17 protein-coding genes and 3 pseudogenes are annotated in these 23085 nt (G+C 53.4%); 16 read left to right on the top strand and 4 right to left on the bottom strand.

The window, feature by feature from the left end; all coding sequences use genetic code 11:
• The first annotated feature begins 185 nt into the window (after window positions 1-185).
• From P3G59_RS12400 to P3G59_RS12430, 7 genes are all read left to right on the top strand, one after another.
• Complete coding sequence (locus P3G59_RS12400; protein WP_277761770.1) at window positions 186-11402, top strand: filamentous hemagglutinin N-terminal domain-containing protein; 11217 nt, start codon at window positions 186-188, stop codon at window positions 11400-11402.
• 4 nt (window positions 11403-11406) lie between these two features.
• Window positions 11407-11655 carry a hypothetical protein gene (locus P3G59_RS12405; protein ID WP_277761771.1) on the top strand — a complete coding sequence of 83 codons (249 nt, stop codon included), beginning with the start codon at window positions 11407-11409 and terminating at the stop codon, window positions 11653-11655.
• Window positions 11656-12278: 623 nt separating this feature from the next.
• Window positions 12279-12797: a hypothetical protein gene (locus tag P3G59_RS12410; protein WP_277761772.1), complete on the top strand. Its 519-nt coding sequence runs from the start codon at window positions 12279-12281 to the stop codon at window positions 12795-12797.
• 85 nt (window positions 12798-12882) lie between these two features.
• Complete coding sequence (locus P3G59_RS12415) at window positions 12883-13377, top strand: hypothetical protein (RefSeq protein WP_277761773.1); 495 nt, start codon at window positions 12883-12885, stop codon at window positions 13375-13377.
• 2 nt (window positions 13378-13379) lie between these two features.
• A complete protein-coding gene (locus tag P3G59_RS12420; RefSeq protein ID WP_277761774.1) occupies window positions 13380-13799 on the top strand; it encodes a hypothetical protein in 420 nt (139 codons plus the stop codon).
• A 519-nt stretch (window positions 13800-14318) separates the two neighbouring features.
• Window positions 14319-14546: a hypothetical protein gene (locus tag P3G59_RS12425; protein ID WP_277761775.1), complete on the top strand. Its 228-nt coding sequence runs from the start codon at window positions 14319-14321 to the stop codon at window positions 14544-14546.
• A 192-nt stretch (window positions 14547-14738) separates the two neighbouring features.
• The gene (locus P3G59_RS12430; RefSeq protein WP_277761776.1) at window positions 14739-15122 is read left to right on the top strand and encodes a hypothetical protein; all 384 of its coding nucleotides are present in this window, start codon (window positions 14739-14741) and stop codon (window positions 15120-15122) included.
• Window positions 15123-15137: 15 nt separating this feature from the next.
• On the opposite strand, the pseudogene P3G59_RS12435 reads toward P3G59_RS12430, so the two are convergent.
• Window positions 15138-15323: pseudogene (locus P3G59_RS12435) on the bottom strand (IS4 family transposase); the annotation flags it as partial.
• 77 nt (window positions 15324-15400) lie between these two features.
• Between P3G59_RS12435 and P3G59_RS12440 the strand changes: the two are divergent.
• From P3G59_RS12440 to P3G59_RS12460, 5 genes and pseudogenes are all read left to right on the top strand, one after another.
• Window positions 15401-15826 (top strand): EndoU domain-containing protein, encoded by a 426-nt coding sequence (locus P3G59_RS12440; protein WP_277761777.1) that lies wholly within the window; start codon window positions 15401-15403, stop codon window positions 15824-15826.
• A 1-nt stretch (window position 15827) separates the two neighbouring features.
• Window positions 15828-16253, top strand: a complete 426-nt coding sequence (locus tag P3G59_RS12445; RefSeq protein ID WP_277761778.1) for a hypothetical protein — start codon at window positions 15828-15830, stop codon at window positions 16251-16253.
• Between the two features lie 385 nt (window positions 16254-16638).
• Window positions 16639-17160, top strand: a complete 522-nt coding sequence (locus P3G59_RS12450; protein ID WP_277761779.1) for a transposase — start codon at window positions 16639-16641, stop codon at window positions 17158-17160.
• Window positions 17161-17549: 389 nt separating this feature from the next.
• Window positions 17550-17921 carry a hypothetical protein gene (locus P3G59_RS12455; RefSeq protein WP_277761780.1) on the top strand — a complete coding sequence of 124 codons (372 nt, stop codon included), beginning with the start codon at window positions 17550-17552 and terminating at the stop codon, window positions 17919-17921.
• Between the two features lie 617 nt (window positions 17922-18538).
• Window positions 18539-18934, top strand: a pseudogene (locus P3G59_RS12460) (contact-dependent growth inhibition system immunity protein); the annotation flags it as partial.
• A 72-nt stretch (window positions 18935-19006) separates the two neighbouring features.
• On the opposite strand, the pseudogene P3G59_RS12465 reads toward P3G59_RS12460, so the two are convergent.
• Window positions 19007-19156: pseudogene (locus P3G59_RS12465) on the bottom strand (IS4 family transposase); the annotation flags it as partial.
• Window positions 19157-19307: 151 nt separating this feature from the next.
• On the opposite strand from P3G59_RS12465, the gene P3G59_RS12470 reads away from it, so the two are divergent.
• The 4 genes from P3G59_RS12470 to P3G59_RS12485 all read left to right on the top strand — a co-directional run bounded on the left by P3G59_RS12470 (window position 19308) and on the right by P3G59_RS12485 (window position 21120).
• Window positions 19308-19544, top strand: a complete 237-nt coding sequence (locus tag P3G59_RS12470) for a hypothetical protein (RefSeq protein WP_150751900.1) — start codon at window positions 19308-19310, stop codon at window positions 19542-19544.
• Window positions 19545-19735: 191 nt separating this feature from the next.
• A complete protein-coding gene (locus P3G59_RS12475) occupies window positions 19736-20137 on the top strand; it encodes a hypothetical protein (RefSeq protein WP_277761781.1) in 402 nt (133 codons plus the stop codon).
• A 107-nt stretch (window positions 20138-20244) separates the two neighbouring features.
• Window positions 20245-20658: a hypothetical protein gene (locus P3G59_RS12480; protein WP_277761782.1), complete on the top strand. Its 414-nt coding sequence runs from the start codon at window positions 20245-20247 to the stop codon at window positions 20656-20658.
• Between the two features lie 99 nt (window positions 20659-20757).
• Window positions 20758-21120: a hypothetical protein gene (locus P3G59_RS12485; protein WP_277761783.1), complete on the top strand. Its 363-nt coding sequence runs from the start codon at window positions 20758-20760 to the stop codon at window positions 21118-21120.
• A gap of 61 nt (window positions 21121-21181) precedes the next feature.
• Here P3G59_RS12485 and P3G59_RS12490 read toward each other — a convergent pair whose 3' ends face one another.
• Window positions 21182-22225 carry an LLM class flavin-dependent oxidoreductase gene (locus tag P3G59_RS12490; RefSeq protein ID WP_277761784.1) on the bottom strand — a complete coding sequence of 348 codons (1044 nt, stop codon included), beginning with the start codon at window positions 22223-22225 and terminating at the stop codon, window positions 21182-21184.
• A gap of 147 nt (window positions 22226-22372) precedes the next feature.
• Window positions 22373-22858 carry a flavin reductase family protein gene (locus P3G59_RS12495; RefSeq protein ID WP_016987069.1) on the bottom strand — a complete coding sequence of 162 codons (486 nt, stop codon included), beginning with the start codon at window positions 22856-22858 and terminating at the stop codon, window positions 22373-22375.
• Window positions 22859-23085: the final 227 nt, after the last annotated feature.

Consider the following 23085-nt stretch of genomic DNA (forward strand, 5'->3'; position numbering starts at 1 on the left):
CAGCATCGACTTCCGGCTGCGTCACTGATACCCGCTTTTTCCCATCCAGAGCATCGAGCTCAAGGGCGTCGCCAGTGTGACGTTACTTATTCCCCGGAACGGCCGGACGCGCTGACCGTGCGCGAAGCACCGATCTATTTCTGCATCGACTTCTTCATCTAAAGCAACTTCTCGAGATCATTGACATGGACGTTCGTCAGTTCGCCTTTCTTGCGTTCCAACCTTCTGCGGCCGTAAAAGACCGTGAGCGCTTTTTGGGCATGCCCAAGCGCGGGTTGGCATTTCTGCTGGCGAACGTCATGTTCTGGCAACCGATGTGGGCGCAGGCCGACGGTATTGTGGTTGCCAACCCCAACACCTCGCTGGATCGCGCCGGCAACGGCGTACCGATCATCAACATCGCCACGCCCAACGCCAGCGGGCTGTCGCATAACCAGTTCCATGATTACAACGTCGGCGCGCAAGGACTGATCCTCAACAACGGCTCGACCCAGAACACGATCACGCAGTTGGGTGGGCACATTGTCGACAACCCGAACCTGAAGAACAGCGGTTCGGCGCAGGCGATTCTCAACGAAGTCATCAGCGGCAACCCGAGTCAGTTGCGTGGTTACACGGAAGTGGCAGGGCAGTCGGCGCGGGTCATCGTCGCCAACCCTTACGGCATTACTTGCAACGGTTGCGGTTTCATCAACTCGCCGCGTGTGACCTTGACCACCGGTAAACCGGTGCTGGAGAACGGCCGGCTGGATCGCTTTCAGGTTGATCAGGGTTCGGTGGCCATCGAGGGCGCGGGACTCAACGCGACCAATGTCGACCGCTTCGAAATCATCACCCGCAGCGCGAAGATCAACGCGCAACTCCAGGCACAAAACCTGACGATTGTCGCCGGTCGCAACGACGTCAATGCACAAACCCTCAACGCCACCGCACGCGCCGAGGACGGCAGCAGCAAACCGCAACTGGCCATCGACTCCTCGGCACTCGGCGGCATGTATGCCGGGGCGATCAAACTGGTCGGTACCGAAGCCGGGGTCGGGGTGAAACTCGACGGCAAACTGATCGCCAGCGGTGGCGATATCCAGCTCGACGCCAACGGCCAGCTGAGTCTGGCCGATACGTCGGCTACAGGCGCGGTCAACGTCAAAGCCGCCAGTCTCGATGCGCGCGGCCCGGTCTACGCCGGCACCGCGCTCAATGTGCAGACCCAAGGCAACCTGACCAACCGCCAAACCCTCGCGGCCCGCGACAGCCTCAGCCTCAGCGCTGGCGGTCAACTGACCAACGCTGGCGCCATCGAAGCGGGCGTCAACACCGACGGCAGCCGCAATGCCAACGGTGATCTGAGCCTGACCGCGCAGGACCTCGACAACAGCAGCAAAAGTCTCACCGCGAGCCGCAACCTGACGGTCAACGCCGCATCTCTGAATAACCAGAAAGGTTCGCTTAGCGCGCAGAACATCGCCATCACCGGCGGCCTGCTCGATAACCGCAGCGGGCAGATTCTCGGTGACCTGGGCCTGAATATCGATCTCAGCGGTGCGCTGGACAACCGCGACGGCGTGCTCGGTTCGGGACGCACAGTATTTTTGAAAGCTGCCAGCCTGGACAACCGTGAAGCCGGTGCACTGGTCAGCGATGGCAACCTGATTGGCCGCATCAACGCCACGCTCGACAACCGCAACAAAGGCGATATCTCGGCCAAAGGCGCCATCGATCTGCAGGCCGGCACGCTGCTGAATAGCGACGGTAAAGTCATCGGCAAAAGCACGCTAGCCGTGCGCGCCGATGTCGCCGAAAACCGGGGCGGGGTGATTCAGGCCGACCAGCAGTTAACCCTGAATGTCGCGCAACTGGATAACCGCGAAAAAGGCGTGATCAGCAGCAAGGCTGGCTTGACCTACGTCGGCACCCGGCTGGATAACAGCGGTGGCCTGGTCAGTGCGGTCGGCCCCGTCAACCTTACCGCTACGGAAATTCAAAACGCGGCCGGACGGATTGCCAGTCAGGGTGATCTGCTGGCAACCATCGGCCTGCTGCAACAACAGGGCGGTGCGCTGGTTGCCCAAGGCAATCTGAGCCTGACTGGCAAGACCCTCGACAACCGTAACGGCGGGCTGGTCGGCACGACAAAAGCGCTGACACTCTCGGTCGACGACGTCGACAATCGCAGCGGCGAAATCTCCAGCAGTCTGCTGATGAACATCAAAGGCTTGCATCTGGATAACAGTGACGGCGGCAAAATCCTTTCCGCCAGCGACCTTGGTCTGAGCGTCGCCAAGCTGATCAACCAGAGCAAAGGTTTAATCGCCGCCACCAAAGGCGCGGTAACGGTTACCGGCACTACGCTGAACAACAGCGGCGGCAATCTCAGCAGCCTCAACGGTCTGGTGATTACCCTTGATGACGCGCTGATCAATTCGCTCGGCGTGATCAGCAGCGACGGCACGCTGACCGTCAACGCCGCACGCATCGACAACAGCAACGGCAGCCTCGGCAGTGCCGGCAGCCTGAAATTGACCAGCACTGGCGTGTTGCTCAATCAGGCCGGTTCGATCAACAGCGACAGCCTGCTGACCGTCAACAGCGGCAGTCTTGATAACAGCCGCAAAGGCGTGATTTACGGCCAAGGCAGCAGCCGGGTCGAGACCGGCGGATTCGACAACAGCCAGGGCGGCAAACTCAGCAGCGGAGCGGCGCTGACGCTCAAGGCAGGGCAGGTCAACAACGCCGCGGGCCGCATCGCCAGTCAGCAGGCGCTGGATGTTTCGCTCACCGGGCTGGATCAACAGGGCGGTGAACTGTTCAGCAAAACTGATCTGACCCTCGATCTGAACAATGGCCAGTTGAACAACCAGAACGGTTTGATCAATGCGCCCGGCACGCTGCTGTTGAAAAACCTCAACGGCGTGAACAACCAGGGCGGGGAAATTTCCAGCCAGCAAGCCTTCATACTCGCCGCGCATGACCTCGACAACAGCAACGGCAAACTGCTCAGTCAACAGGGGCTGACGTTGCGCATTGCGGCGGCATTGAACAACCTCAAAGGCGTCATCTCCGCCGCCTCGCTGGACAGTCACAGCGCCAGCCTCGACAACCACGAAGGCCTTGTCAGCAGTCGCGGCGTTTTGTTGCTCACCACCGACAAGACTCTGGATAACCAACTCGGCACGGTCATCGCTGACGGCCAACTCACTGTCAACGCCGATGAAGTGGACAACCGTGAAGGCAATATCGCCGGCAAGGCCGATGCCAGCGTGCAGGCAAAATCCGTCAACAACCAGAAAGGTCAGTTGATCGCCACCGGCGTCCTCAAACTGCAGGCCGATCAACTCGATAACCGGCAGAACGGTCTGCTGGGGTCGAGCCAAGACATGACCCTGACCGTCGCCGATCTGGACACCCGTGGTGGCGAGATCAGCAGCAACGGCGATTTGCGCGTTACCGGTAAAAAACTCGATAACAGCGATGGCGGCAAAATCTTCACTGGCAAAGCCCTGACCCTTACCGTCGACGAAGTGCTCAACCGCACCAAAGGCCTGATCGATGCGGGCTCGCAGTTCAACCTGCAGGGGCGCTCGCTGGTGAACGACGGCGGCGAATTGCTCAGTCAGCAAGGCATGCTGTTGAACCTCTCCGGCGCCTTTGATAACACCTCGGGCAAGGTCAGCAGCGAAGGCACGCTGACGGTCAACAATGCGAAACTGACTAACGTAAAAGGCAGCCTGTCCAGTGCTGCGGACTTGATGTTGAACAGCGACGCCAGCATCGACAATCAGGGCGGCGAGATCGTCACCGACGGCGCGCTGCTATTGAACAGCGCCAGCCTCGACAACCGCCAGCAAGGCAAGCTCAGCGGTAAAGGTGCGGTCACGGTCACCACCGGCGCTTTTGATAACAGCAACGGTCGACTGAGCAGCGCCGACACCCTGAACCTCACGGCTGGCCAGGTCACTAACAGTGGCGACGGCAGTATCGGCAGTCAGAACGCGCTGACGGCTTCGGTCAGCGGGCTTGATCAACAGGGCGGCAAGCTGTTCAGCAACACGCAACTAAGCCTGGACCTGAACCACGGCCAGTTGAGCAACATCGGTGGTTTGATCAACGCTCCGGGCGCACTGCTGCTCAAGCAACTCAACGGCGTCAACAACCAGGGCGGCACGATTTCCAGCGCCGAGGCGTTCAGCCTGATCGCGCAAAGCCTCGACAACAGCAACGGCAAACTCTTGAGCAATCAGGGCTTGACCCTGCGCATCGCGGCCGCGCTGGACAACGTCAAAGGCATGATCGGCGCAGCCACCATCGACGCGCGCGCCGCCAGCCTGAACAACAGCGGCGGCAATCTGGTCAGCCGTGGCGACCTCGGCCTGACCGTCGACGGATTGCTGCGCAACGACGCCAAGGGCTTGCTCAGTGCGACGCAGTCCATCGAGATCACCAGCGCCGAGTTGAACAACCGCAACAGTGGTTTGATCAACAGCCAAGGCAACCTGACGCTGACCGCCACCGGGCTGGATTCCAGCGACGGCGGCGAAGTCTCCGCTGGTGGTGACATCGACCTGAAGCTGACGTCCTTGACCCAGAACGGCGGACGCCTGGTGGGTGACAAAGCCGTCACTCTCGATCTGGCCAATGGCGATCTCGACAACCAGCGCGGCGTGCTCACGGCGCAAGGGCCATTGACGCTCAAACGTCTGCGTGACGTGAACAACCAGGGTGGCGAGATTTCCAGCAACCTCGGTTTTGAGCTGATTGCCCGCGCCGTGAACAACAGCGCCGGCAAAATCATCAGCGGTGAAAAGCTGCTGTTGCGTGGCACCGACCTGCTCAACCAGAAAGGCTTGATCTCCGGTTGGCAAGGACTCACCGTCAATGCCAACAGCCTGGACAACCGCAACAGCGGCACGCTCTCCAGCAAGTTCGCCGATGTCTCGGTCGACCTCAAAAATGCGCTGCTCAACAGCGACGCGGGGGCCTTAGTTGCCCAAGGCAATCTGCACGTCAAGGCGGGCAGTCTCGACAACAACAAGGGCAATCTGAGCAGTGGCGCAGGGCAAGTCCTGACGCTGGGCGGTGCGCTCAATAACAGCCAAGGCCTGATCTACAGTGGTGCGGCGCTGGATGTCGTCAGCACGGCGTTCACCAATGCCGGCGGCTCAATCAATGTCGAACAGGCGTTCACCGCCACGGCCTCAGGTCTGGACAACAACGGTGGCCAGATCGCCAGCAACGCCGCGATCACCCTCAACCTGAGCGGAGACTTGAACAACAACGCCGGCAAACTCGCGAGCAGCGGCGCGATGTTGATCAAGGGCGTCACCGATCTGCGCAATCAGAACGGCCAGATCGCCAGCCAGAAAACACTGGAGGCGCGCACCGCTTCGCTGGACAACAGCAACAAGGGCACCCTCGCGGCGAACGACCAGTTGCAGATCACCGCAATGGGCGCCGTCAACAACAGCGCCGACGGTCTGATCTACAGCCAGAAGGCCGGCGTGCAACTGAACGCAGCCAGCCTGCGCAACGGTAAAGGTTCGATCCAGAGCGATGGCGCGTTGACCCTCGAAGTCAGCGGTGACTTCGACAACCAGAGCGGCAAGGTCATCGCGCAAAATGGCAATGTCTTTGTCAACGCGGCCAATATCGATAACCGTGGCGGCACGCTGTCCAGCATCAAAGGTGCCCTGGAAGCGCGCACCGTCGGTGTGCTGCGCAACGGTTTTGACCTCAATAACAATCGCCAGGGCGGCATCATTCAGGCGCAGGGCCTAACCCTGGCGGCACTGGCGGGTCTGGACAACAACGGCGGGCGGATTTCGGCGCAAGCGGCAGACCTCGGCATCACCACTGCGGCGCTCGATAACAGCAATGGCGTGCTGTATTCGAAAGGACTGTTGGGCGTCACCGGCGCAAGCCTGGAAAACGCTGGCGGGCAGATCGCTGCCAACCGCATCGACTTCGGCCTCAGTGGTGCATTACGCAACGGCACGGGTGTCATCGAAACCGATAGCCAACTGAGCGTAAAAGCTGCCAGCGTCGACAATCAGAATGGACGTCTGCGTTCACTGGGCAACACCGGCAAAACCCTGTTCCAGATCGGCGGTTTGCTCGACAACCGCAACGGCGTGCTGGAAACCGCCAACACCGACATGACCCTGGCCGTCGGCGGCCTCCTCAATGCCGGCGGGCAACTCAACCACGTTGGGCGCGGCAAGTTCGACGTCTCTACCGCCAATGTCATTGGCGCCGGCGGCAGCATCGTCACCGGCGGGCTGCTGGAACTCAACGCCGACAGCTGGAGCAACTCCAGCGTCATTCAAGCCGGGCGCCTTAGCGTCAACGTCGGACAATTCAGCCAGACCGCCAGTGGCAAATTATTGGCTTCCGATTCCCTGCAGATCCGTGGCGGCAACTGGAGCAACGATGGCTTGATCGCCAGTGATGGCATCCTCGATATGCAAATCGGCGGAACCTATGCTGGCAGCGGCCGCTTGACCAGTCAGCGCGGCGCTTACCTTTCCGCCGCGCAAATGAACGTAGCGGCGGGTGGCAGTTTTGCGGTAGGCGCCACGTCGACCGTCAATATCGGCGGGCAACTCAGCAACGCCGGACGCATGACCTCCAGCGAAGACCTGACGATCAACGCGGGCAGCGTTGCCAACTACGGCACTCTGGGCGCGGCGCAGAACCTCATCATCAACACGCCTTCGTTGCTCAACGATCGCGGGCTGATTTTCAGCGGCAACAACATGACCCTCAGCGTCAGCACGCTAACCAACCAGAACGGTGATTTCTACGGTCTGGGCGATGTGGTGATCGGCGGGTATGCCGGCGCGGCGCGGGCAGCGGGGGTGTACAACATTTCCGGCTCGATGGAGAGCGGGCGCGGGTTTACGCTCAGTGCCGATGTGTTTGAAAACCGCACGGAAGGGCCGACGGCGTCGGTTGAACGCAAGCTCATCTCCGGATTGATTGCAGCCAGCTGTGGCGACTGTGTTGGCGGCACCTTCAACAACTTCCTCGCCACTCGCGAGACTTACCAATTCTTCGACACCGATACCAGCGCTTCGGCGATGTTCAACGTCGGCAAGGATTTCACTTTCCAGGGTGGCACGTTCCTCAACAGCAAAAGCACGATAGCGGCGGGTGGCAACATCACCATCACTGCCGACAGCTTGAAGAACATTGGCGCCAAGAGCGGGACCGTCGAAGTCACGCGTCAATACAACTTCGAGATGGGCACGGGCACCACGGCGCAATTCATGGCCAACGTGATCTTGCCGTACAACCAGCGTAACAACCCTGATTTCCCTTTTGTGTATTACGTCATCGCGCCGGAAGGCCTGATCCGTAAAGCGATCGCTAAAACCGTGGGCAATGGCATCGTCATCGTCGACGCCGAGACGGGCGAAAACGTCGGTAGCCGCAAGTATGGCCGAGCCATGTCTGGCTATACCGCGGGCTTTGAAACCTCAACGCCTTCGCTGTATGACCCGAATAATCTGATGGCAATACCGAGTGAACTGGCACCGTTCGAAAAAGGCGTTGCTGTCGAGAAGCCGGTGAACAGTACGGGAACCACCGATACCACGAACTCGCGCAATGCAGTGATTCAGGCCGGCGGCAATGTCTCGATCACCGCCACCCGGGAAGTTGAAAACAGCGTTATCCATCAGGATTACAGCTCGACCGGTGGCACCAACAAAGTTGCTGATACCTCGGTCGGCAACAGCGGCACTGTCGTTGTCCACATCAACAGCCAACTGCCGCCGGACCTTGCGCAACAGCAAGTCAATCCGCTGAGCCTGCCTGGCTTCTCTCTGCCGACGGGCGAGAACGGTTTGTTCCGTCTGAGCGGGCAGGGCAGCAGTGGCGCCACAGCCGGCAACACCGGGCCAGCGCCAACGTGGACGGTCGGCAGCGAATCGGTGAATGCCCAGGATCATATGGTCGCCGGCAGCAGCAGCGGGCCGCGCAATCTGTTTATCGATGCGCCTGCGCCGGTGTCCGACAGTACCCGCGCCGTCGATACATTCCACCGTACGCCAAGTATGGTTCAGGCAGTCGCCAGTACCGTCGATACAAAAGTGCCGGAGAGTTCTGCCGGCACGGGCAAGCCCGGCCGCGGTAACGACATCAAAGAGTCGATCGACACCCGTGCGGTCACGCGTGTCACCGGCCTACCAGACACCACGGCGCCGTCAAATCCGCACAAATACCTGATCGAAACCAACCCGGTACTCACCGACCTCAAGTCGTTCATGAGCTCGGATTATCTGCTGGAAAAACTCGGCTACAACCCCGATCAAAGCGCCAAACGCCTCGGCGATGGCCTCTACGAACAACGCCTGATCCAGCAAGCCGTCACCGCCCGCACCGGCCAGGCTTTCCTCGATGGCCAGACCTCCAACGAGGGCATGTTCAAGTACCTGATGAACAACGCCATCGCCAGCAAGGACGCGCTCAACCTGTCGGTTGGCGTCGGCCTCACGTCGCAGCAAGTCGCCGCGCTGACCCACGACATCGTCTGGCTCGAAGAGCACGAAGTGAATGGCGAAAAGGTGTTGGTGCCGGTGGTTTATCTGGCCCAGGCCAACGGCCGTTTGGGCCCGACCGGGGCGTTGATTGCTGGTAACGATGTGACGCTGATCGCCGGTGAAAACCTCGACAACGTCGGCACGCTCAAAGCCACCAACAACCTCTCCGCCACGGCGGGCAAGGATCTGGTCAACAGTGGCTCGATCGAGGCGGGCAACCGTCTGGACCTGCTGGCCACCAACAACATCGTCAACAAGGCCGGCGGCATCATTGCCGGCAAGGACGTCAGCCTGACCACGCGCACGGGCGATGTGATCAACGAACGAACCATCACCTCGATGGACGACCAGTACGGCACCGTCACCCGGCATCAGGACTTTGCCGACAACGCTGCGTGGATCGAAGCCGCCAACGACCTGACCGTCAAAGCGGCCAAGGACATCAACGTCATTGGCGGCGTGATGAAAAGCGGTCAGGACATGGCGTTGAATGCCGGGCGTGATGTCAATGTGTCGTCTGTGCAGGTCAACGACAGTGCCTCGCTGGGCTGGAGGGGAGCTGTCAGCAGTGTCACGCAACTGGGCGCCGATATTGATGCCGGGCGTGATTTCAAGGCTGATGCCAAGCGCGACATCAATGTGATTGCCAGTGAGATTGATGCCAAGCGTGATGTGTCGATAAAAGCCACTGACAACGTGGTCATCACCTCGGCGGCGGACGAGGAGCATTCGCGCTCCAAAAACAAGAACATGACTCGTCAAGAGGATCATGTCACTCAAGTCATGTCAGGTATTACTGCTGGGGGCGACGTCAAGCTGGATGCGGGCAAAGACCTGAGTGTGATTTCCAGCCGTGTTACAGCGGGTGATGAAGCCTACCTGGTTGCAGGAGACCGCCTCGAACTCCTGGCCGCGCAAGATACGGATTACTCGTTGTATGACATGAAGAAAAAAGGCAGCTTCGGCAAGCTTAAGATGCAGCACGATGAGGTGACCGACATTAAGCACATCGGCTCCGAAATCAAGGCCGGTGGCAACCTGACGCTGTCGAGCAAGGGTGATCAGCTATATCAAGTCGCCAAACTGGAAAGTGGCAACAACCTCACGCTGGACAGTGGCGGGGCGATTACTTTTCAGGGGGTCAAGGACCTCCATGACGAAAACCATACCAAGACCAACAACAGCGTTGGCTGGGTGTCCTCCAAAGGTCGCGGCAATACCGACGAGACCTTGCGCCAAACCCAGATGATCGCCAAGGGCAATATCGTTATCAAGGCGGTCGATGGCCTGAAAATCGACATCAAGGATGTGAATCAGCAATCCGTCAGCCAGACCATTGACGCTATGGTCAAGGCTGATCCGCAGTTGGCCTGGTTGAAAGATGCCGAGGCCCGGGGGGACGTGGATTGGCAGCGGGTGAAGGAAATTCACGAGTCTTTCAAATACGAGAACTCGGGACTGGGCCCGGCAGCACAAATAGCAATCGCCATCATGATGTCCTTCGTGATGGGGCCGGCAGGGCTGGGCTTGGTCGGCGGTGGCTTCGGTGGGGCAGTCGCCACAAGTCTGGCAACCACGGGCGTTACCAGCACCATTAATAACAAGGGTGATCTCGGGGCCGCTTTCAAGGAGACCTTCAGTGCCGGGAGCTTGAAAAATGCGGCTATTGCCGGGTTTACGGCGGGCATGCTCGATTATGCAGATACTAACTGGTTTGCGGCTGGTGGCAGTAAAACCGCAAATATCCTGACCAGCAGCAATATTACTGATGTCGCCATCCGCACGACGGGGCGCGCGATTATCTCCAGCGGTATTTCCACCACCATTGGTGGCGGTAGCTTTGGTGACAACTTTGGAGCGGCGTTGCTGGGTGAGGCGAGCAGTGTCGCCATGGCGACCGGGTTCAAATTTGTTGGCGATCAAACGATCAAATTCCCGGAAGGCGGCGTAGTAAAAGTTGTCGCGCATGCGCTGATGGGGGGCTTGCTTTCCGAGGTAACAGGTGGGGATTTTGCTACAGGGGCCGCGGCGGCCGGGCTGAACGAAGCGGCGATGAACGTCCTCGTGAAGTTCGCAGGCGGCAACGACCAAATGCAGGTGATGCTGTCGCAGTTAACAGGTGTGTTGGCGGCCGCTGCTGTGGATGGAGACTCCCAGCTAGGGGCGACCATCGCGGGGAATGCTACGACGTATAACTATCTCTATCACCGTGAGGTGAAAGAGATGCTGGCCGAAATAGACAGCAAAGACACCGATGCGGAAAAGCAAGCTGTTCGAGATAGATACGAAGCGCTTAACAAGCAGCGAGAACTGGATCGCGATGCGGTTTGTAGAGAGTCAATTGAAAGCTGCCGTAAAATTGCGAATGAGCTGGCAGACGATGATCGTAAATTCTCGGACCTGATCAAAGAATTAAGGACTGAAGGAAAGGGGGGAGAAGCTGCCTGGGTTGGTGATATTCAGGCGGGCAATTTGAACTCTACCGGTTCGATGGCTTCTGTCGTGAAGTCACTCAGCGGAGGTGAACTCACACGATTCGTTGCGGATATGGTCAAGCTGGGGATTGGCCTCATACCGGGAAATGCCTCGGCTAAGTCCAAGGAGATCGGAACCATAACGACGAGAATTACAAAAAATGAGACGCGCCTTGGTGGCCAGGGTGGAGAGCCGGGAATAAAAATCGTGTACAAAGACGGTACTGAGTTTGATATGACCCGAACGAGGGTTAAGGAAACGGAGTTAAATCCCTATGTTCCGGGAAAGGCCAGGCCGATAAGGTTCGAGGATGCTGTCAATAATAAGGGAGACAAGCGTGCACCAACCAAAGAGGAACTCGACTGGTTCAACAGTATAAAGTGGGATTGAAAATATGATTGATTCAGTAACTGGTAAGCGGGTTGTGGTGTGCATTGACAACATTTATGGACCCTACATTCGGGTGTCATCATTTCAGGACGGAGGGGCTATGGAAGATCTGCTGGATGAAAAATTCTTCGTCCTCTACTGGAAAGGAACTCCGGACGACTTGAAGGATCTGGGCGGGAATGAATACTATTTTGGTGGTGCGGCTGATCCCGTCAAACTGCAAACAATTCTCGACTCTATCGAATTTGAATAATTGGAATAAATGGGGACAGATCCTGAGGGATCCCCGATTTTTCTTACATAAAATCAAGAAGTTGGAATATTGAAGAGGCCTGCATGAGTCGGCAACTTGGTTTGCACCACACAAATACAAGAAACCGAACCCATGCAGGCCATCCGATTTTTGCACAAAGCGCTCGCTCAAGCACTGCCCTCTATCCATTCTCGTCGCCTGACATCACTGATGAGTTGTGTCAGTTCGTTACTGCATGGACATCGCCTGACACTGACCGCTCTTGGCCGTTTTATGAAGGGGCGTGCTTACCCCAAGCATTCGATCAAGCGCGTGGATCGGTTGCTGGGCAATCAACACTTGAGATCAGAGCGCCCATTATTCTATTGGGTGATGCTTCGTGCATTGCTGGGTTCGCTCAAGCATCCTCTGATTCTGGTCGACTGGTCTCGAATTGACGCCTCAGGCACAGCCTTTTTGCTGAGGATAAATGGGGACAGACCACGTTTAGAAAGCACTCCGAAAACGTGGTCTGTCCCCGTTTTTCCCAGGGACGATTACAAAGTATCAACAGTATTTTGATAAGAATGGCAGTCGTTTGAAATATATCGGCGGAAAGTGGCTGCCTTGGTGAGGTGCATAAAATGAGCGATGTTTTTTGTCCAGATATGGACGCCGACCTGAATCCTGAAGTAAGCGCTGCAGGCTTTCAGTTAGGCGTCAGCCTTTCGTCGGTAATGAAGTTGATAGGTCCTGTAGCTTGGTATGAAGACAACTCCGAGATACATGAGTTGCTTGGTAAAAATTCGGGATGGATTGGGGTAAAGAAAAAATCAGGTTGTCAGGGTAATGATGCTGTCAATCTGACGTTCAAGAATAGCTGCGTTCAACTTGTTTTTGAGCAGCGTGAGATCCTCTATCAGATAGTTGTAGGTGGAGCGTATTCAGGGGCGTTTGCGGGTGTTCGGGTCGGTGATGATTTGCTGGCGCTTCAGACGGATTTTGAAATTGACTTCAACGATATGGATGACGAATTTTTGATACTTGATAAAGGCGAATACATTTCTGGAATTAGTTTTGTTACTGATCATCGGGCATCTCTTTTACATTCGCCAAATCAAATCATAAAGCATATATCGGTACATGACTGGCGGTTTAGATAGTAGGCGGAGGTAAATGGGGGCAGGCCACGTTTAGAAAGTGCTCCGAAAACGTAGTCTGTCCCCGTTTTCCCCCCGGGATACGGACGTGCCAGTGCTTGATCCACCTGTTGCGCCTCCAGTGGTATCGGGTTTTAATCGAGTGGTTATTCAGCAGAAGCTGATTGATAGCCTCGGCGAAAATATCAAGTCGAATCCCTTGCGAAAAGAATATGAGCGGAAAGTCGCTGAACTTTCCTCTTATGCGGAAAGGATACAGCCGAACATGACGCAGGATGAACTCCGCAACCTCGCGACGGAAGCCAACCAGGCCAGGCGCCAGTTGGGTTTGGAATATAAGGACTTAACGCCGGGTCCACTTAAAGAGTTTATTTATGAGTTCGTTCTTGATCGCTACGGCGATGCGCTTGGCCCGACCGGTGATTATTTGATCAAGAACGGTCGCTCGTACACCGATATCATCAAGTCAGCAGTTCGGCCAAACCCGGATGTCGATACTTTGCTCGGAAATTTTGGCGAATGGTTGAGTAAGCAACCTGCCTCATATCTTCAACGCTATCAAGGCTCGGTAGGGCGGGGATGAGAATGGAATATATAGTTTTTCAGCATAAAAATGACCGTCGTTTCGTTTTGTTGTGTGATGAAAATTACAACCCCATCACAGAGGAAAAGTCGGGTCAGAGAGAACCAAGAAACAAGGCTTTGTATGTGAGTTTTCCTGGTGGATTTGCAGGGGTTTATGCATCGATAGAAAGCCCTGTTCTATTTGTTAATCGTAGCAAGGTGCTTTTCAGTGATCCGTCTTGGAGTGTTTCTGTTAGAAAAAATGGAAGTACAAATGAGGTAATATTTTCAGGCTTGAATAGCTCAGCATTTGAATTTGAGTATCCGGCTGTGGTACTTGATCCGATGGATCCTTGGTCTGAAGAACAATTTGACGATTTTTTTATCTGGTTAACGAACAAGCGCCATGATCGTGAGTTTATGAATATGTGGACCGAATAAAATAGAGGGGAAGATAAATGGGGACAGACTCTGAGGGATCCCCACAAATCTACTCCAGGCTCTGCGCCTGATGATGCACCTCAATCACGCAGAGCCGTCTCCAATGTTCCCCAGTCTTCGCTGCCTCCGAACTCTATGCATCTACGCCAATACTCCAGGCCAAGCCGCCACAATGAAAGCACTCGTCGTTCTCTAAAGCTGTTGCTCTGATATCGCCGCTCCAGGTTACTTTTGCGAGCCTGAAGCCCTGTTTATGATTAGCTCATAAAGCATATCGAGAAGTCAGATATAGTGCCCCTTGATTTCAGGAATTTAACTATTGAGAATCAGAGGCTTGTCAAAAGTTGGATTGATAATTTGCCTTCTGTCTCGAAAGATAAAATCATAATTCTGAGGTGATGTATGGGGATGTACATAGCGGTCGCGGATGGGGTCGGGAGGGCCTTAACCACGGGTGTGTTTGACTGTGTAGTTGAAAGTACACGGGCTTGTTATTTAGCGAAGGATAGCGATTGCCTGTTGAAGATTTATGAGCCGCTGGATGAACAGGGTCAAAGCTTTATTTCACTTCGAAACGTTGATGTGCTGTGTTTCAACGTTTTCTATGTCGCCTGTGAAAAAGCGATGAATGCCTTTCCTGAAAGTGAAATGGGACAGAATGTTCCTTTTGATCATCTAGAGGGTATTCTTTGGAATTGGCGCGAATTGTTGGATTTGATCCGCACAGATGTCAGGTACCGAGGATAAAGAGCGACAAGATCATAGTCCGCCAACTTTGTTGTCTACTGCTCCAGAGCGCAGACACGCAATGAGGATAATGGGGCAGGCCACGTTTAAATAAACGTGGTCTGTCCCTGATGGATCCCTGATGGATCCTTTTTCTTACAGCTTCCCGACAACCAAAGATGGGCTTAAAGAATTTATAAAAGGGCTTCGGAAATGAAACCTATCAAAGAGCTTGAAAGTTTGATCGCTTCTGGGTTTGGAACTTACGTTCGATCGATTCGGCATGAGGTATTGGGGGCGGGGCTTTACAAAATAGAGCTTGTTAATTGCAAGCTGTGTATGTTTGAGGATGGGGTGGTTGTCGAGTGGCTTACGACGCAGGAATGTATAATGTATTTGGATATTTTAAATATTAAAAGCCACCTTTCTGTAGATGTTTTTTCCCAGGCGGCTGAAGATAAAGATCTGAATGTTGTTCTGCCGTTGGAACTCATTTGTTCAAATCGGGATTTTGCTCTTGAAGTGCAGTTGCTTGTGTACTCTAGGCTTTTGATTGTTTTGAATAAACTATGGAGAGTAAATGGGGGCGGGCCCTGAGGGATCCTCACAAACCTATCCCAATGCCTGTGCTTGTTGATGTACCTCGTCTCGCAACGCGTGCTCAAGTCTCTCCAAGGTTTTTCGAGACGTTGAGCCACGCCCGCTGCACCAGTATTCCAACCCCAGTCGCCACAGCGACAACACCCGCCGACGTTTAAGGCTATTGCTTTGAAAGCGGAGCTCATGACCTGCTTCGCGTGGGATAAATGGGGACAGACCACGTTTAGAAAGCACTCCGAAAACGTGGTCTGTCCCCGTTTTCCCTCTCTGCGGAGATGGAACAAAAAATTCTGTATGGCCAAAGAGTTGTAAAAAATGGCAATGGAACAAAAAAAATAATAGGTGGCCACAGTGGGTTTATTGATAATTTGCACCCGGATTTTGCAGTGGAAGTGGTGAGCACTTATGCTGACGGTTCAAGGCAGGTGAAATTCGTAACTCAGTTCGAGGACGGTACTCTTTCTAATATAAAAAAGAGTACGCTGTTTCCGGAGAGTTGGACTGATGCGCAAACAATTAACGCCGTCAAGCTTGTTGGGGATACCAAGCCGGTGGCAACAAGGACTTCGGATGGAGCGTCTCTCTATCAATCCACGGTCAATGGCGTTAAGGTTGAGGTTATTAAAGTGGGTGATAACGTGACGGCAGGTTATCCTTGTGGCGCAGGTTGTGCTTCGGCACAAAGTTTTATGGGGCAATAATATGTATAAGAAATATGATGAGTTGATTGGTCGGTTTGCGACAGATGAATTTCCAATCGATTATTGGTCCGATGTCGCAATTGTTGAAGCTTCAGATATGTTGGACGATTTTTCCGAAGATGACTGGTCGATTCTTTTGTCGTCTGTAAGAGATAAGAGCGAGTACTGGGTTTTGCGCATGTGTGAATCAATGGGAGACGTTGCTGAAGAGCGAGCGCTTTATGTGTTGCTTGAGGTAATGTCTCGCGGAAGTGAGGAAGTAACGTGTGCGGCATTGGATGCCATTAGGTCCATGGTGAGCCTCGGTTTGGATGTGTCAAAGTATTCAGTTCCGATTAACGCTGCTATTGAAAGTGCAAAAATGACGAAAAGTAATGTGGGGCTGTTATCTGTGCTGGATCTGGAGAAAATGCTTTTGAAGAGGTGATTTTTTTGGGTGGTAAATGGGGACAGACCCTGAGGGATCCCCGATTTTTCTTACAGAAAATCAAAAAGTTGGAATATTGAAGAGACCTGCATGAGTCGGCAACTTGGTTTGCACCACACAAATACAAGAAACCGACCCCATGCAGGCCATCCGATTTTTGCACAAAGCGCTCGCTCAAGCACTGCCCTCTATCCATTCTCGTCGCCTGACATCACTGATGAGTTGTGTCAGTTAGTTACTGGAGTAAATGGGGACAGACCACGTTTAATCTAATTGGCTGAAACAATACGTTAAATTTCTCCGTCATTTTAGCCATGCGGCCCGCTAAGCTTTCAGTTCGACCAATTGAAAGGATTCAACGATGCCGCGTAGACCCCGAGTTTCGATGCCAGACGTACCACTGCACTTGATTCAGCGAGGTAACAATAGAACTGCCTGTTTTTTTACCGAGGAAGACTACCTTTTTTATTTGGAGCTTTTGGCCGAACAGGCCTCTAAAAATGATTGTGATATTCATGCGTGGTGCTTAATGACTAATCACGTTCATTTGTTAATAAGTCCTCATAATGCCAACAGCGCAAGCCTGCTGATGAAAGGTGTCGGCCAGAGATACGTCCAATATGTAAATCGTACGTATCGTCGCAGCGGAAGTTTGTGGGAAGGCCGATATCGTTCATGTCTTGTTGAGAGTGAACGATATTTGTTGTGCTGTTATCGATACATCGAAATGAATCCAGTCAGAGCGAAAATGGTAGCTCATCCGGCACAATATCGCTGGTCAAGTTACCGTATTAACGCACAATCAGAGCACTCGCACATAGTTACCCCTCATGCTCAGTATTTGGCGCTTGGAGGGCAGGGCGGGCAGCCGGCAGATGCTTACGCGAACTGTTCAAAAATGACTTAGGGGAAATGGGGACAGACCACACTTAGAAATACTCCAAAACGTGGGCTGTCCCCGTTTTACTGGTAGACGGGAAACCCTTGGGTCTTGGCGAAATTGATGCTGAAACGCCTAATTTCATTATCGAAGTGGCGAGCGGTACTAAAGCAGGGAAACAGGAGCAGTTGCTGAAATTCATAAACAATCCAACGCTGGGATAAATGGGGACAGACCACGTTTAGAAAGCACTCTGAAAACGTGGTCTGGCCCCTTTTTACCCTGAGCAAAAAGCCATCGAGGTTAGCAATAGACTGAGTGATCTAGTTCGTAATGCCGATAATCGACCGCCCGGAAAGATCCTTACAGTCAGCGGGGTATTGATTTTGCTAAACAGCTAATAAAGGATGTCGATAATGCTCTTGGCCGATGAGCGCTTCAGAAGTTTTGTTTTGTGGTTGGTTTCTTTGCCCTTCTTTTCCGCTCAAGCGCTGGAAGCTTCATTAAAAGAGTTAGGTGGCGTGGATTGCATTATTGATAAGTCATACTACGTATCCGCGTACGAGTTTTTAGGCAGCACCTTGGTGCAGGAAAATTCATTTGAACGTGTATTGGAATTTCTTCGAGAGTTCGAGTTTCTATTGAGTGAGAACTCTGAGCATCTGTACTATTTTGTTGAGTCTATAGTTGATCATTCTCTTGTCCGTGGTGATGATCTCGAGACTTTAATAAGTGCCGCCCCTGACAGCTACAAAACATTTTTGCGTAGACGGTTTTCGCCAAGATAGATTTATTAGTTGGGGAATAAATGGGGACGAATAAATGGGGTAGACCCTGAGGAATCCCCAATTTTTATTACAGAAAATCAAGAAGTTGTAAATGGGGACAGACCACATTTAGATAAAGGGAGCAAGCCGAGGCTTTAAAATTTATTCAAAAAAACGTCGTCTGCCCCCGTTTTCCCCACCAAGTCTATACGGATGGTCGATATGTTTATAATCCACGGCTATCGTCCAACCCTATTCCTAAAGGGGATTGGGAGCAGCATATTAAAAATATTAACCCGAGCGGAGTGTCGATCTCTGAGATAAATGGGGACAGACCACGTTTAGAAAGCACTCCGAAAACGTGGTCTGTCCCCGTTTTCCCACTCAGAGACATGGCTGGTGACCCAGTTCCGAAGCCTGGTGGAGGCTATTGGGACCACCTCAAAGAGATGAATGATCTACTCCGAGGATTGAGAAATCACACTGAAACTTTGAAAGGCGTAACTGACCCTGTGGCAGCGGCGACACGTCAACGAGCGTTGGATACTATTAGCCGAATCGAATCGGCCCTGAATGGTGCAGGAATATGACATTTCGAGAGTTGGAAAAAAAAATATTCGGTTGCTTGGTCACCAGAAGAGCAGATGTCCTCTTTGAGCGAGTGGTATCTGTCTGTTCGTGATACGGATTTTGGCGATTTTGAGGTCGGCGATGTATGTCGAGCTTTGAGACAGGATTTGTTTGTCGCTAATCTATTAACTATCGCTACGCGTTTTTTGTCAGAAGATGTTCTGGCAGGGGATCGGTATGATGGTGAATTAATTTCTGCACTTGCAGACATCAAGTCAGATTATTGGGTTGTAAATGTTGAAGCCGCCAGGGATACGATTGATGCTTTGCTTCGAGTACCGGGCGTCAGTGAGGATGTTGATTGTCTAAACGACACATCTAGGTTGGTAAAAACTATAAAGGCGGTCATTCCGTCTCTGATGGAACCCCACATATCTAATCGAAAAAAAGGGGGCAGACCCTGAGGTGTAAATGGGTGTAAATGGGGGACAGATCACGTTTAGACGGTATTCCGAAAATGTGGTCTATCCCGGTTTTCCCTTCATAAAACGGCCAAGAGCGGTCAGTGTCAGGCGACGTCCATGCAGTAACGAACTGACACAACTCATCAGTGATGTCAGGCGACGAGAATGGATAGAGAGCAGTGCTTGAGCGAGCGCTCTGTGTAAAAATCGGATGGCCTGCATGGGTTCGCTTTCTTGTATTTGTGTGGTGCAAACCAAGTTGCCGACTCATGCAGGTCTCTTCAATATTCCAACTTCTTGATTTTCTGTAAGAAAAATCAGGGATTTCTCAGGGACAGATTCGTTATTCAGGTCACTAAATTGAGAGGTGTACGTGGCTATTTATATAGAGATGGACAAGGTTTTGGAGACTGAAGAGTATGTGGAATATACGTTTGGCCGGGGCGGCGATGTAGGTCTGATACGGCTAGATAAAATAAAGGAAACTATAAGCGTCATAAAGGAATGCCCGTTGGATGTAAGCGGAAAATGGTCGGAAAGAGCGGGTATGAAGCTCGCTCGGCTCTTCGTAAAAGGCGAGTATCCTGATAAAACCCAGTGGGCTTCTTGAGAATGGATAGAAGGAAAATGGGATAAATGGGTACAAGCCCTGGGGGACTTCCCGTACTAATTGAGTTTGATCCCGGTTTGTTGCGTCTCTGCTGATTAGCGGAATAAGATGATTGATAATTTAAGCCAGCCACATAAGTCTGATTGAAGGTTACGTGGAACAGGTAGGAATGGGGGCGGGGGATCATAATTATGTCATTATCAGCGATAATCATTTCATCAGAAAAGTTGACCACAGACGATTTTAAGGAAATCATCCTGGCACAGGGTGGGTTCGTGAGTTCCGGCATGCCTCATCGGGGCACCTTTGGTCAGGGCGATTCAAGCATCTGGTTGTCCTTGCATTCAAGAGATATTCTTGAAGAGTTTTATGATGCCGAAGATCTGCAGGAGTGGCAGGATGTTTTAGGAGACACTCCGCAGGTAATGATCGAGGTTGATCTGGATCATACTGAGCACGCCAAGTTGATGTATGTGGAGGTTTTTTTGAGCTTTGCGGCGGCGTGCTCCTGTATATTAAATGACGTGGACGATGCTATTCTTTCGCGAAGCGCGGTTTATGCAAAATATAAAAACCTCTTAGGAACGCCATAAGGAAAGTGTCGGATTGGAGGCGGAGGATAAGTGGGGTAGATCACTTTTAGAGAATATTCCGAAAGCGCGCCGTGTCCCCGTTACCCTTTATTGCGTGTAGATTATAAATGACGAAGACTCTTTTCTATTATCAATCGCTTCCTGACTCGATGCCTGTAGAAGATGTGGCAAAGGAGCTACACGAACTGCTCATGGAGAAGTCTTTCTCTGGAAAGTCAAAGCATGATTTTTTAGTGGCTTTGTTAGAGCTCAGTGATCGTCAGTGGCACACCTATGAACCGTTGTGCGAGCCACTAAAGACTCAAATTAAAAAAGTCTTGATCAGTGAGTGGGATGGGTTTGATTTCGAATTTGCTGAGGGATCGATCGTCGTTGCGGCAGACCTTGGGTTGGCTGGACTGTTTGACTTTATATCAAGCCAGAATATCAGTGAGCTGTCCTCAGAAGTGGCTATCGAGATCGAAGAGGCAATTACTGAGTTGGGTGATAATATCGCTGATCCGTACAGTGGTATGAAATAAATGTGGGTAGACCTTGTTTAGCGAATACTTAGAAACGTCGGCTGACCCCGTTTTTCAGCGTTTTTGAGGTCAACGTAGCTTCATCGGAGCCTGAGCCATTTGAAATTACACATTCATTTCCCTGACAACCTCATCTCCGATGATTTGCTCAGACAGCAACGGATTCCCTGCTTTTGCAAGGTTTCAAAGCAGTTCGAAATTTCCTTCTCGGATACGGTCCCTGAATCATCCGGGATAGTATCGGGCTGGAGTCGTGAGGAACTGGAACGACGGGCGGTCGCCGGGGCGGGTGGTCAATACACTCACTATGCCAATAGTCTCATTACGTTAAGTAAAATTAGCGAAAGCCTTTACCAGATCATTGATCTTGAAATGTTCTACCGAAGCTTTGGTTGGTGCACTGTTTTCCGAGATGGACAATACGCACCCGCAGGAAATTTCTGGGACGATGAACCCGCGTAAAACTAAAACGCCCCGAACTTTGCCGGGGCGTTTTCATTTACCGGGCTGAGCCAGTAAGAGTTTACTGAAACGCCGGCACCACGTGCTTGATAAACAACTCCAGCGACTTCTTCTTCTCCTCATGCGGCAAGCTGTTATCACACCAGAAACTGAACTCATCCACCCCCAGTTCCTGGTAGTACTTGATCCGCGGAATGATTTCTTCCGGCGTACCGATCATCGCCGTTTTGTGCAAACTCTCCAGCTCAAACTCCGGACGTCCGGCAAACTTTTCTTCCGGGCTCGGCGCGAGGAAGCCATTGACCGGCGTTTCCTTGTTGCCGAACCACGCATCGAACGTGCGGTAGAACCGTGAGATCGCTTTCGCGCCGACTTTCCAGCCGTCCGGGTTATCAGCGGTGTGCACGTGGGTATGACGCAGCACCATCAATTGCGGACGCGGCACATCCGGGTTGTTATCCAGCGCGGTCTGGAATTTGTTCTTCAAATCGAGGACTTCTTCGTCGCCCTTCATCAACGGCGTGACCATTACGTTGCAGCCATTGGCCACGGCGAAGTTGTGCGAGTCAGGGTCGCGGGCGGCGATCCACATCGGCGGATTCGGCTTTTGGATCGGCTTCGGTACGCTGGTCGAGGTCGGGAATTTCCAGATGTCGCCGTCGTGGGCGTAGTCGCCTTGCCACAGTGCGCGGACCACCGGGACCATTTCGCGCAATGCCTGTCCTCCGGATGAAGCGGGCATGCCGCCGGCCATGCGATCGAATTCAACCTGATAGGCGCCGCGGGCCAGGCCGACTTCCATACGACCGTTGCTGATGACGTCGAGCAACGCGCATTCACCAGCAACGCGCAGCGGATGCCAGAACGGCGCGATGATGGTGCCGGCGCCGAGGTGGATGGTGGTGGTTTTGGCGGCGAGGTAGGCGAGCAATGGCATCGGGCTTGGCGAGATGGTGTATTCCATGGCGTGGTGTTCGCCGATCCACACGGTGCTGAAACCACCGGCCTCGGCCATCAGGGTCAGTTCGGTGAGGTCTTCGAACAGTTGGCGATGGCTGACGCTTTCGTCCCAGCGTTCCATGTGGATGAACAGGGAAAATTTCATGACGCTTCCTCGGATCTTTTGTTGTTGAGGCTACATGTGGGAGCGAGCTTGCTCGCGATTGCGGTGTGTCACGAGACACATCGACATCGGATAAATCGCTATCGCGAGCAGGCTCACTCCTACAGTGGAATTGTCCAGGGCTGACGATCAGGCCAGAACGGGCAGGGCGCCCATCTTGCCGTGGCAGTACACCAGTGGCCCGGCGATCTGCTCGGGGACGATCAGGTTCTTCACCGCGCCGACCATGATGGCGTGGTCGCCGCCTTCGTATTCGCGCCACAGCTCACACTCGATGATAGCTGTCGCATTGGCGAGGATCGGGTTACCCAGTTCGCTCAAGGTCCACTCGATGCCCTGTGCCTTGTCCTTGCCTTTGCGGGCGAAGGCGTAGGCTTCGCTCTGCTGGCCGCCGGACAGAACGTGGATGGCAAAGCGTTTGTTTTTGATCAGCACCGGGTAGGAATCAGAGCTGTAGTTGGGGCAGAACAGCACCAGCGCCGGGTCCATCGACAGCGAGCTGAAGGCGCTGGCGGTCAGGCCGACAATCTGACCGTCATCATCCAGGGTGGTAATAACGGTTACGCCGGACGGGAACGAGCCCATGACTTGTTTGTAGATGGCGGCATCGATCATTGGTCGGTCCTCGGGTGTGGTGCTGCTGTTTTTATGTGTTGTTGGTCTGATGGTATACCAGTATTCGATCTTTGCAAGGGCTTTTCAGCTGAACCGATAAACCTGCCGCGTTCGTCGGAAACTCAGCGTTTACAGGGCTTTCAACTGCGCCGCAGCCCGTGGTTTCAGCGAGGATGGCGGATCAGATAGCGCCGCAAACTACGGATCAGTCTTGTGAATTGTTTGGA

It is taken from the genome of Pseudomonas sp. A34-9, from assembly GCF_029543085.1.
In the GTDB taxonomy this organism is placed as follows: domain Bacteria; phylum Pseudomonadota; class Gammaproteobacteria; order Pseudomonadales; family Pseudomonadaceae; genus Aquipseudomonas.

Excerpts from the sequence above, each read along its gene's own strand:
- P3G59_RS12400 (WP_277761770.1), top strand. The coding sequence starts at position 186 with ATGGACGTTCGTCAGTTCGCCTTTCTTGCGTTCCAACCTTCTGCGGCC.
- P3G59_RS12405 (WP_277761771.1), top strand. The coding sequence starts at position 11,407 with ATGATTGATTCAGTAACTGGTAAGCGGGTTGTGGTGTGCATTGACAAC.
- P3G59_RS12410 (WP_277761772.1), top strand. The coding sequence starts at position 12,279 with ATGAGCGATGTTTTTTGTCCAGATATGGACGCCGACCTGAATCCTGAA.
- P3G59_RS12420 (WP_277761774.1), top strand. The coding sequence starts at position 13,380 with ATGGAATATATAGTTTTTCAGCATAAAAATGACCGTCGTTTCGTTTTG.
- P3G59_RS12430 (WP_277761776.1), top strand. The coding sequence starts at position 14,739 with ATGAAACCTATCAAAGAGCTTGAAAGTTTGATCGCTTCTGGGTTTGGA.
- P3G59_RS12440 (WP_277761777.1), top strand. The coding sequence starts at position 15,401 with ATGGAACAAAAAATTCTGTATGGCCAAAGAGTTGTAAAAAATGGCAAT.
- P3G59_RS12445 (WP_277761778.1), top strand. The coding sequence starts at position 15,828 with ATGTATAAGAAATATGATGAGTTGATTGGTCGGTTTGCGACAGATGAA.
- P3G59_RS12450 (WP_277761779.1), top strand. The coding sequence starts at position 16,639 with ATGCCAGACGTACCACTGCACTTGATTCAGCGAGGTAACAATAGAACT.
- P3G59_RS12455 (WP_277761780.1), top strand. The coding sequence starts at position 17,550 with ATGCTCTTGGCCGATGAGCGCTTCAGAAGTTTTGTTTTGTGGTTGGTT.
- P3G59_RS12475 (WP_277761781.1), top strand. The coding sequence starts at position 19,736 with ATGTCATTATCAGCGATAATCATTTCATCAGAAAAGTTGACCACAGAC.
- P3G59_RS12480 (WP_277761782.1), top strand. The coding sequence starts at position 20,245 with ATGACGAAGACTCTTTTCTATTATCAATCGCTTCCTGACTCGATGCCT.
- P3G59_RS12490 (WP_277761784.1), bottom strand. The coding sequence starts at position 22,225 with ATGAAATTTTCCCTGTTCATCCACATGGAACGCTGGGACGAAAGCGTC.
- P3G59_RS12495 (WP_016987069.1), bottom strand. The coding sequence starts at position 22,858 with ATGATCGATGCCGCCATCTACAAACAAGTCATGGGCTCGTTCCCGTCC.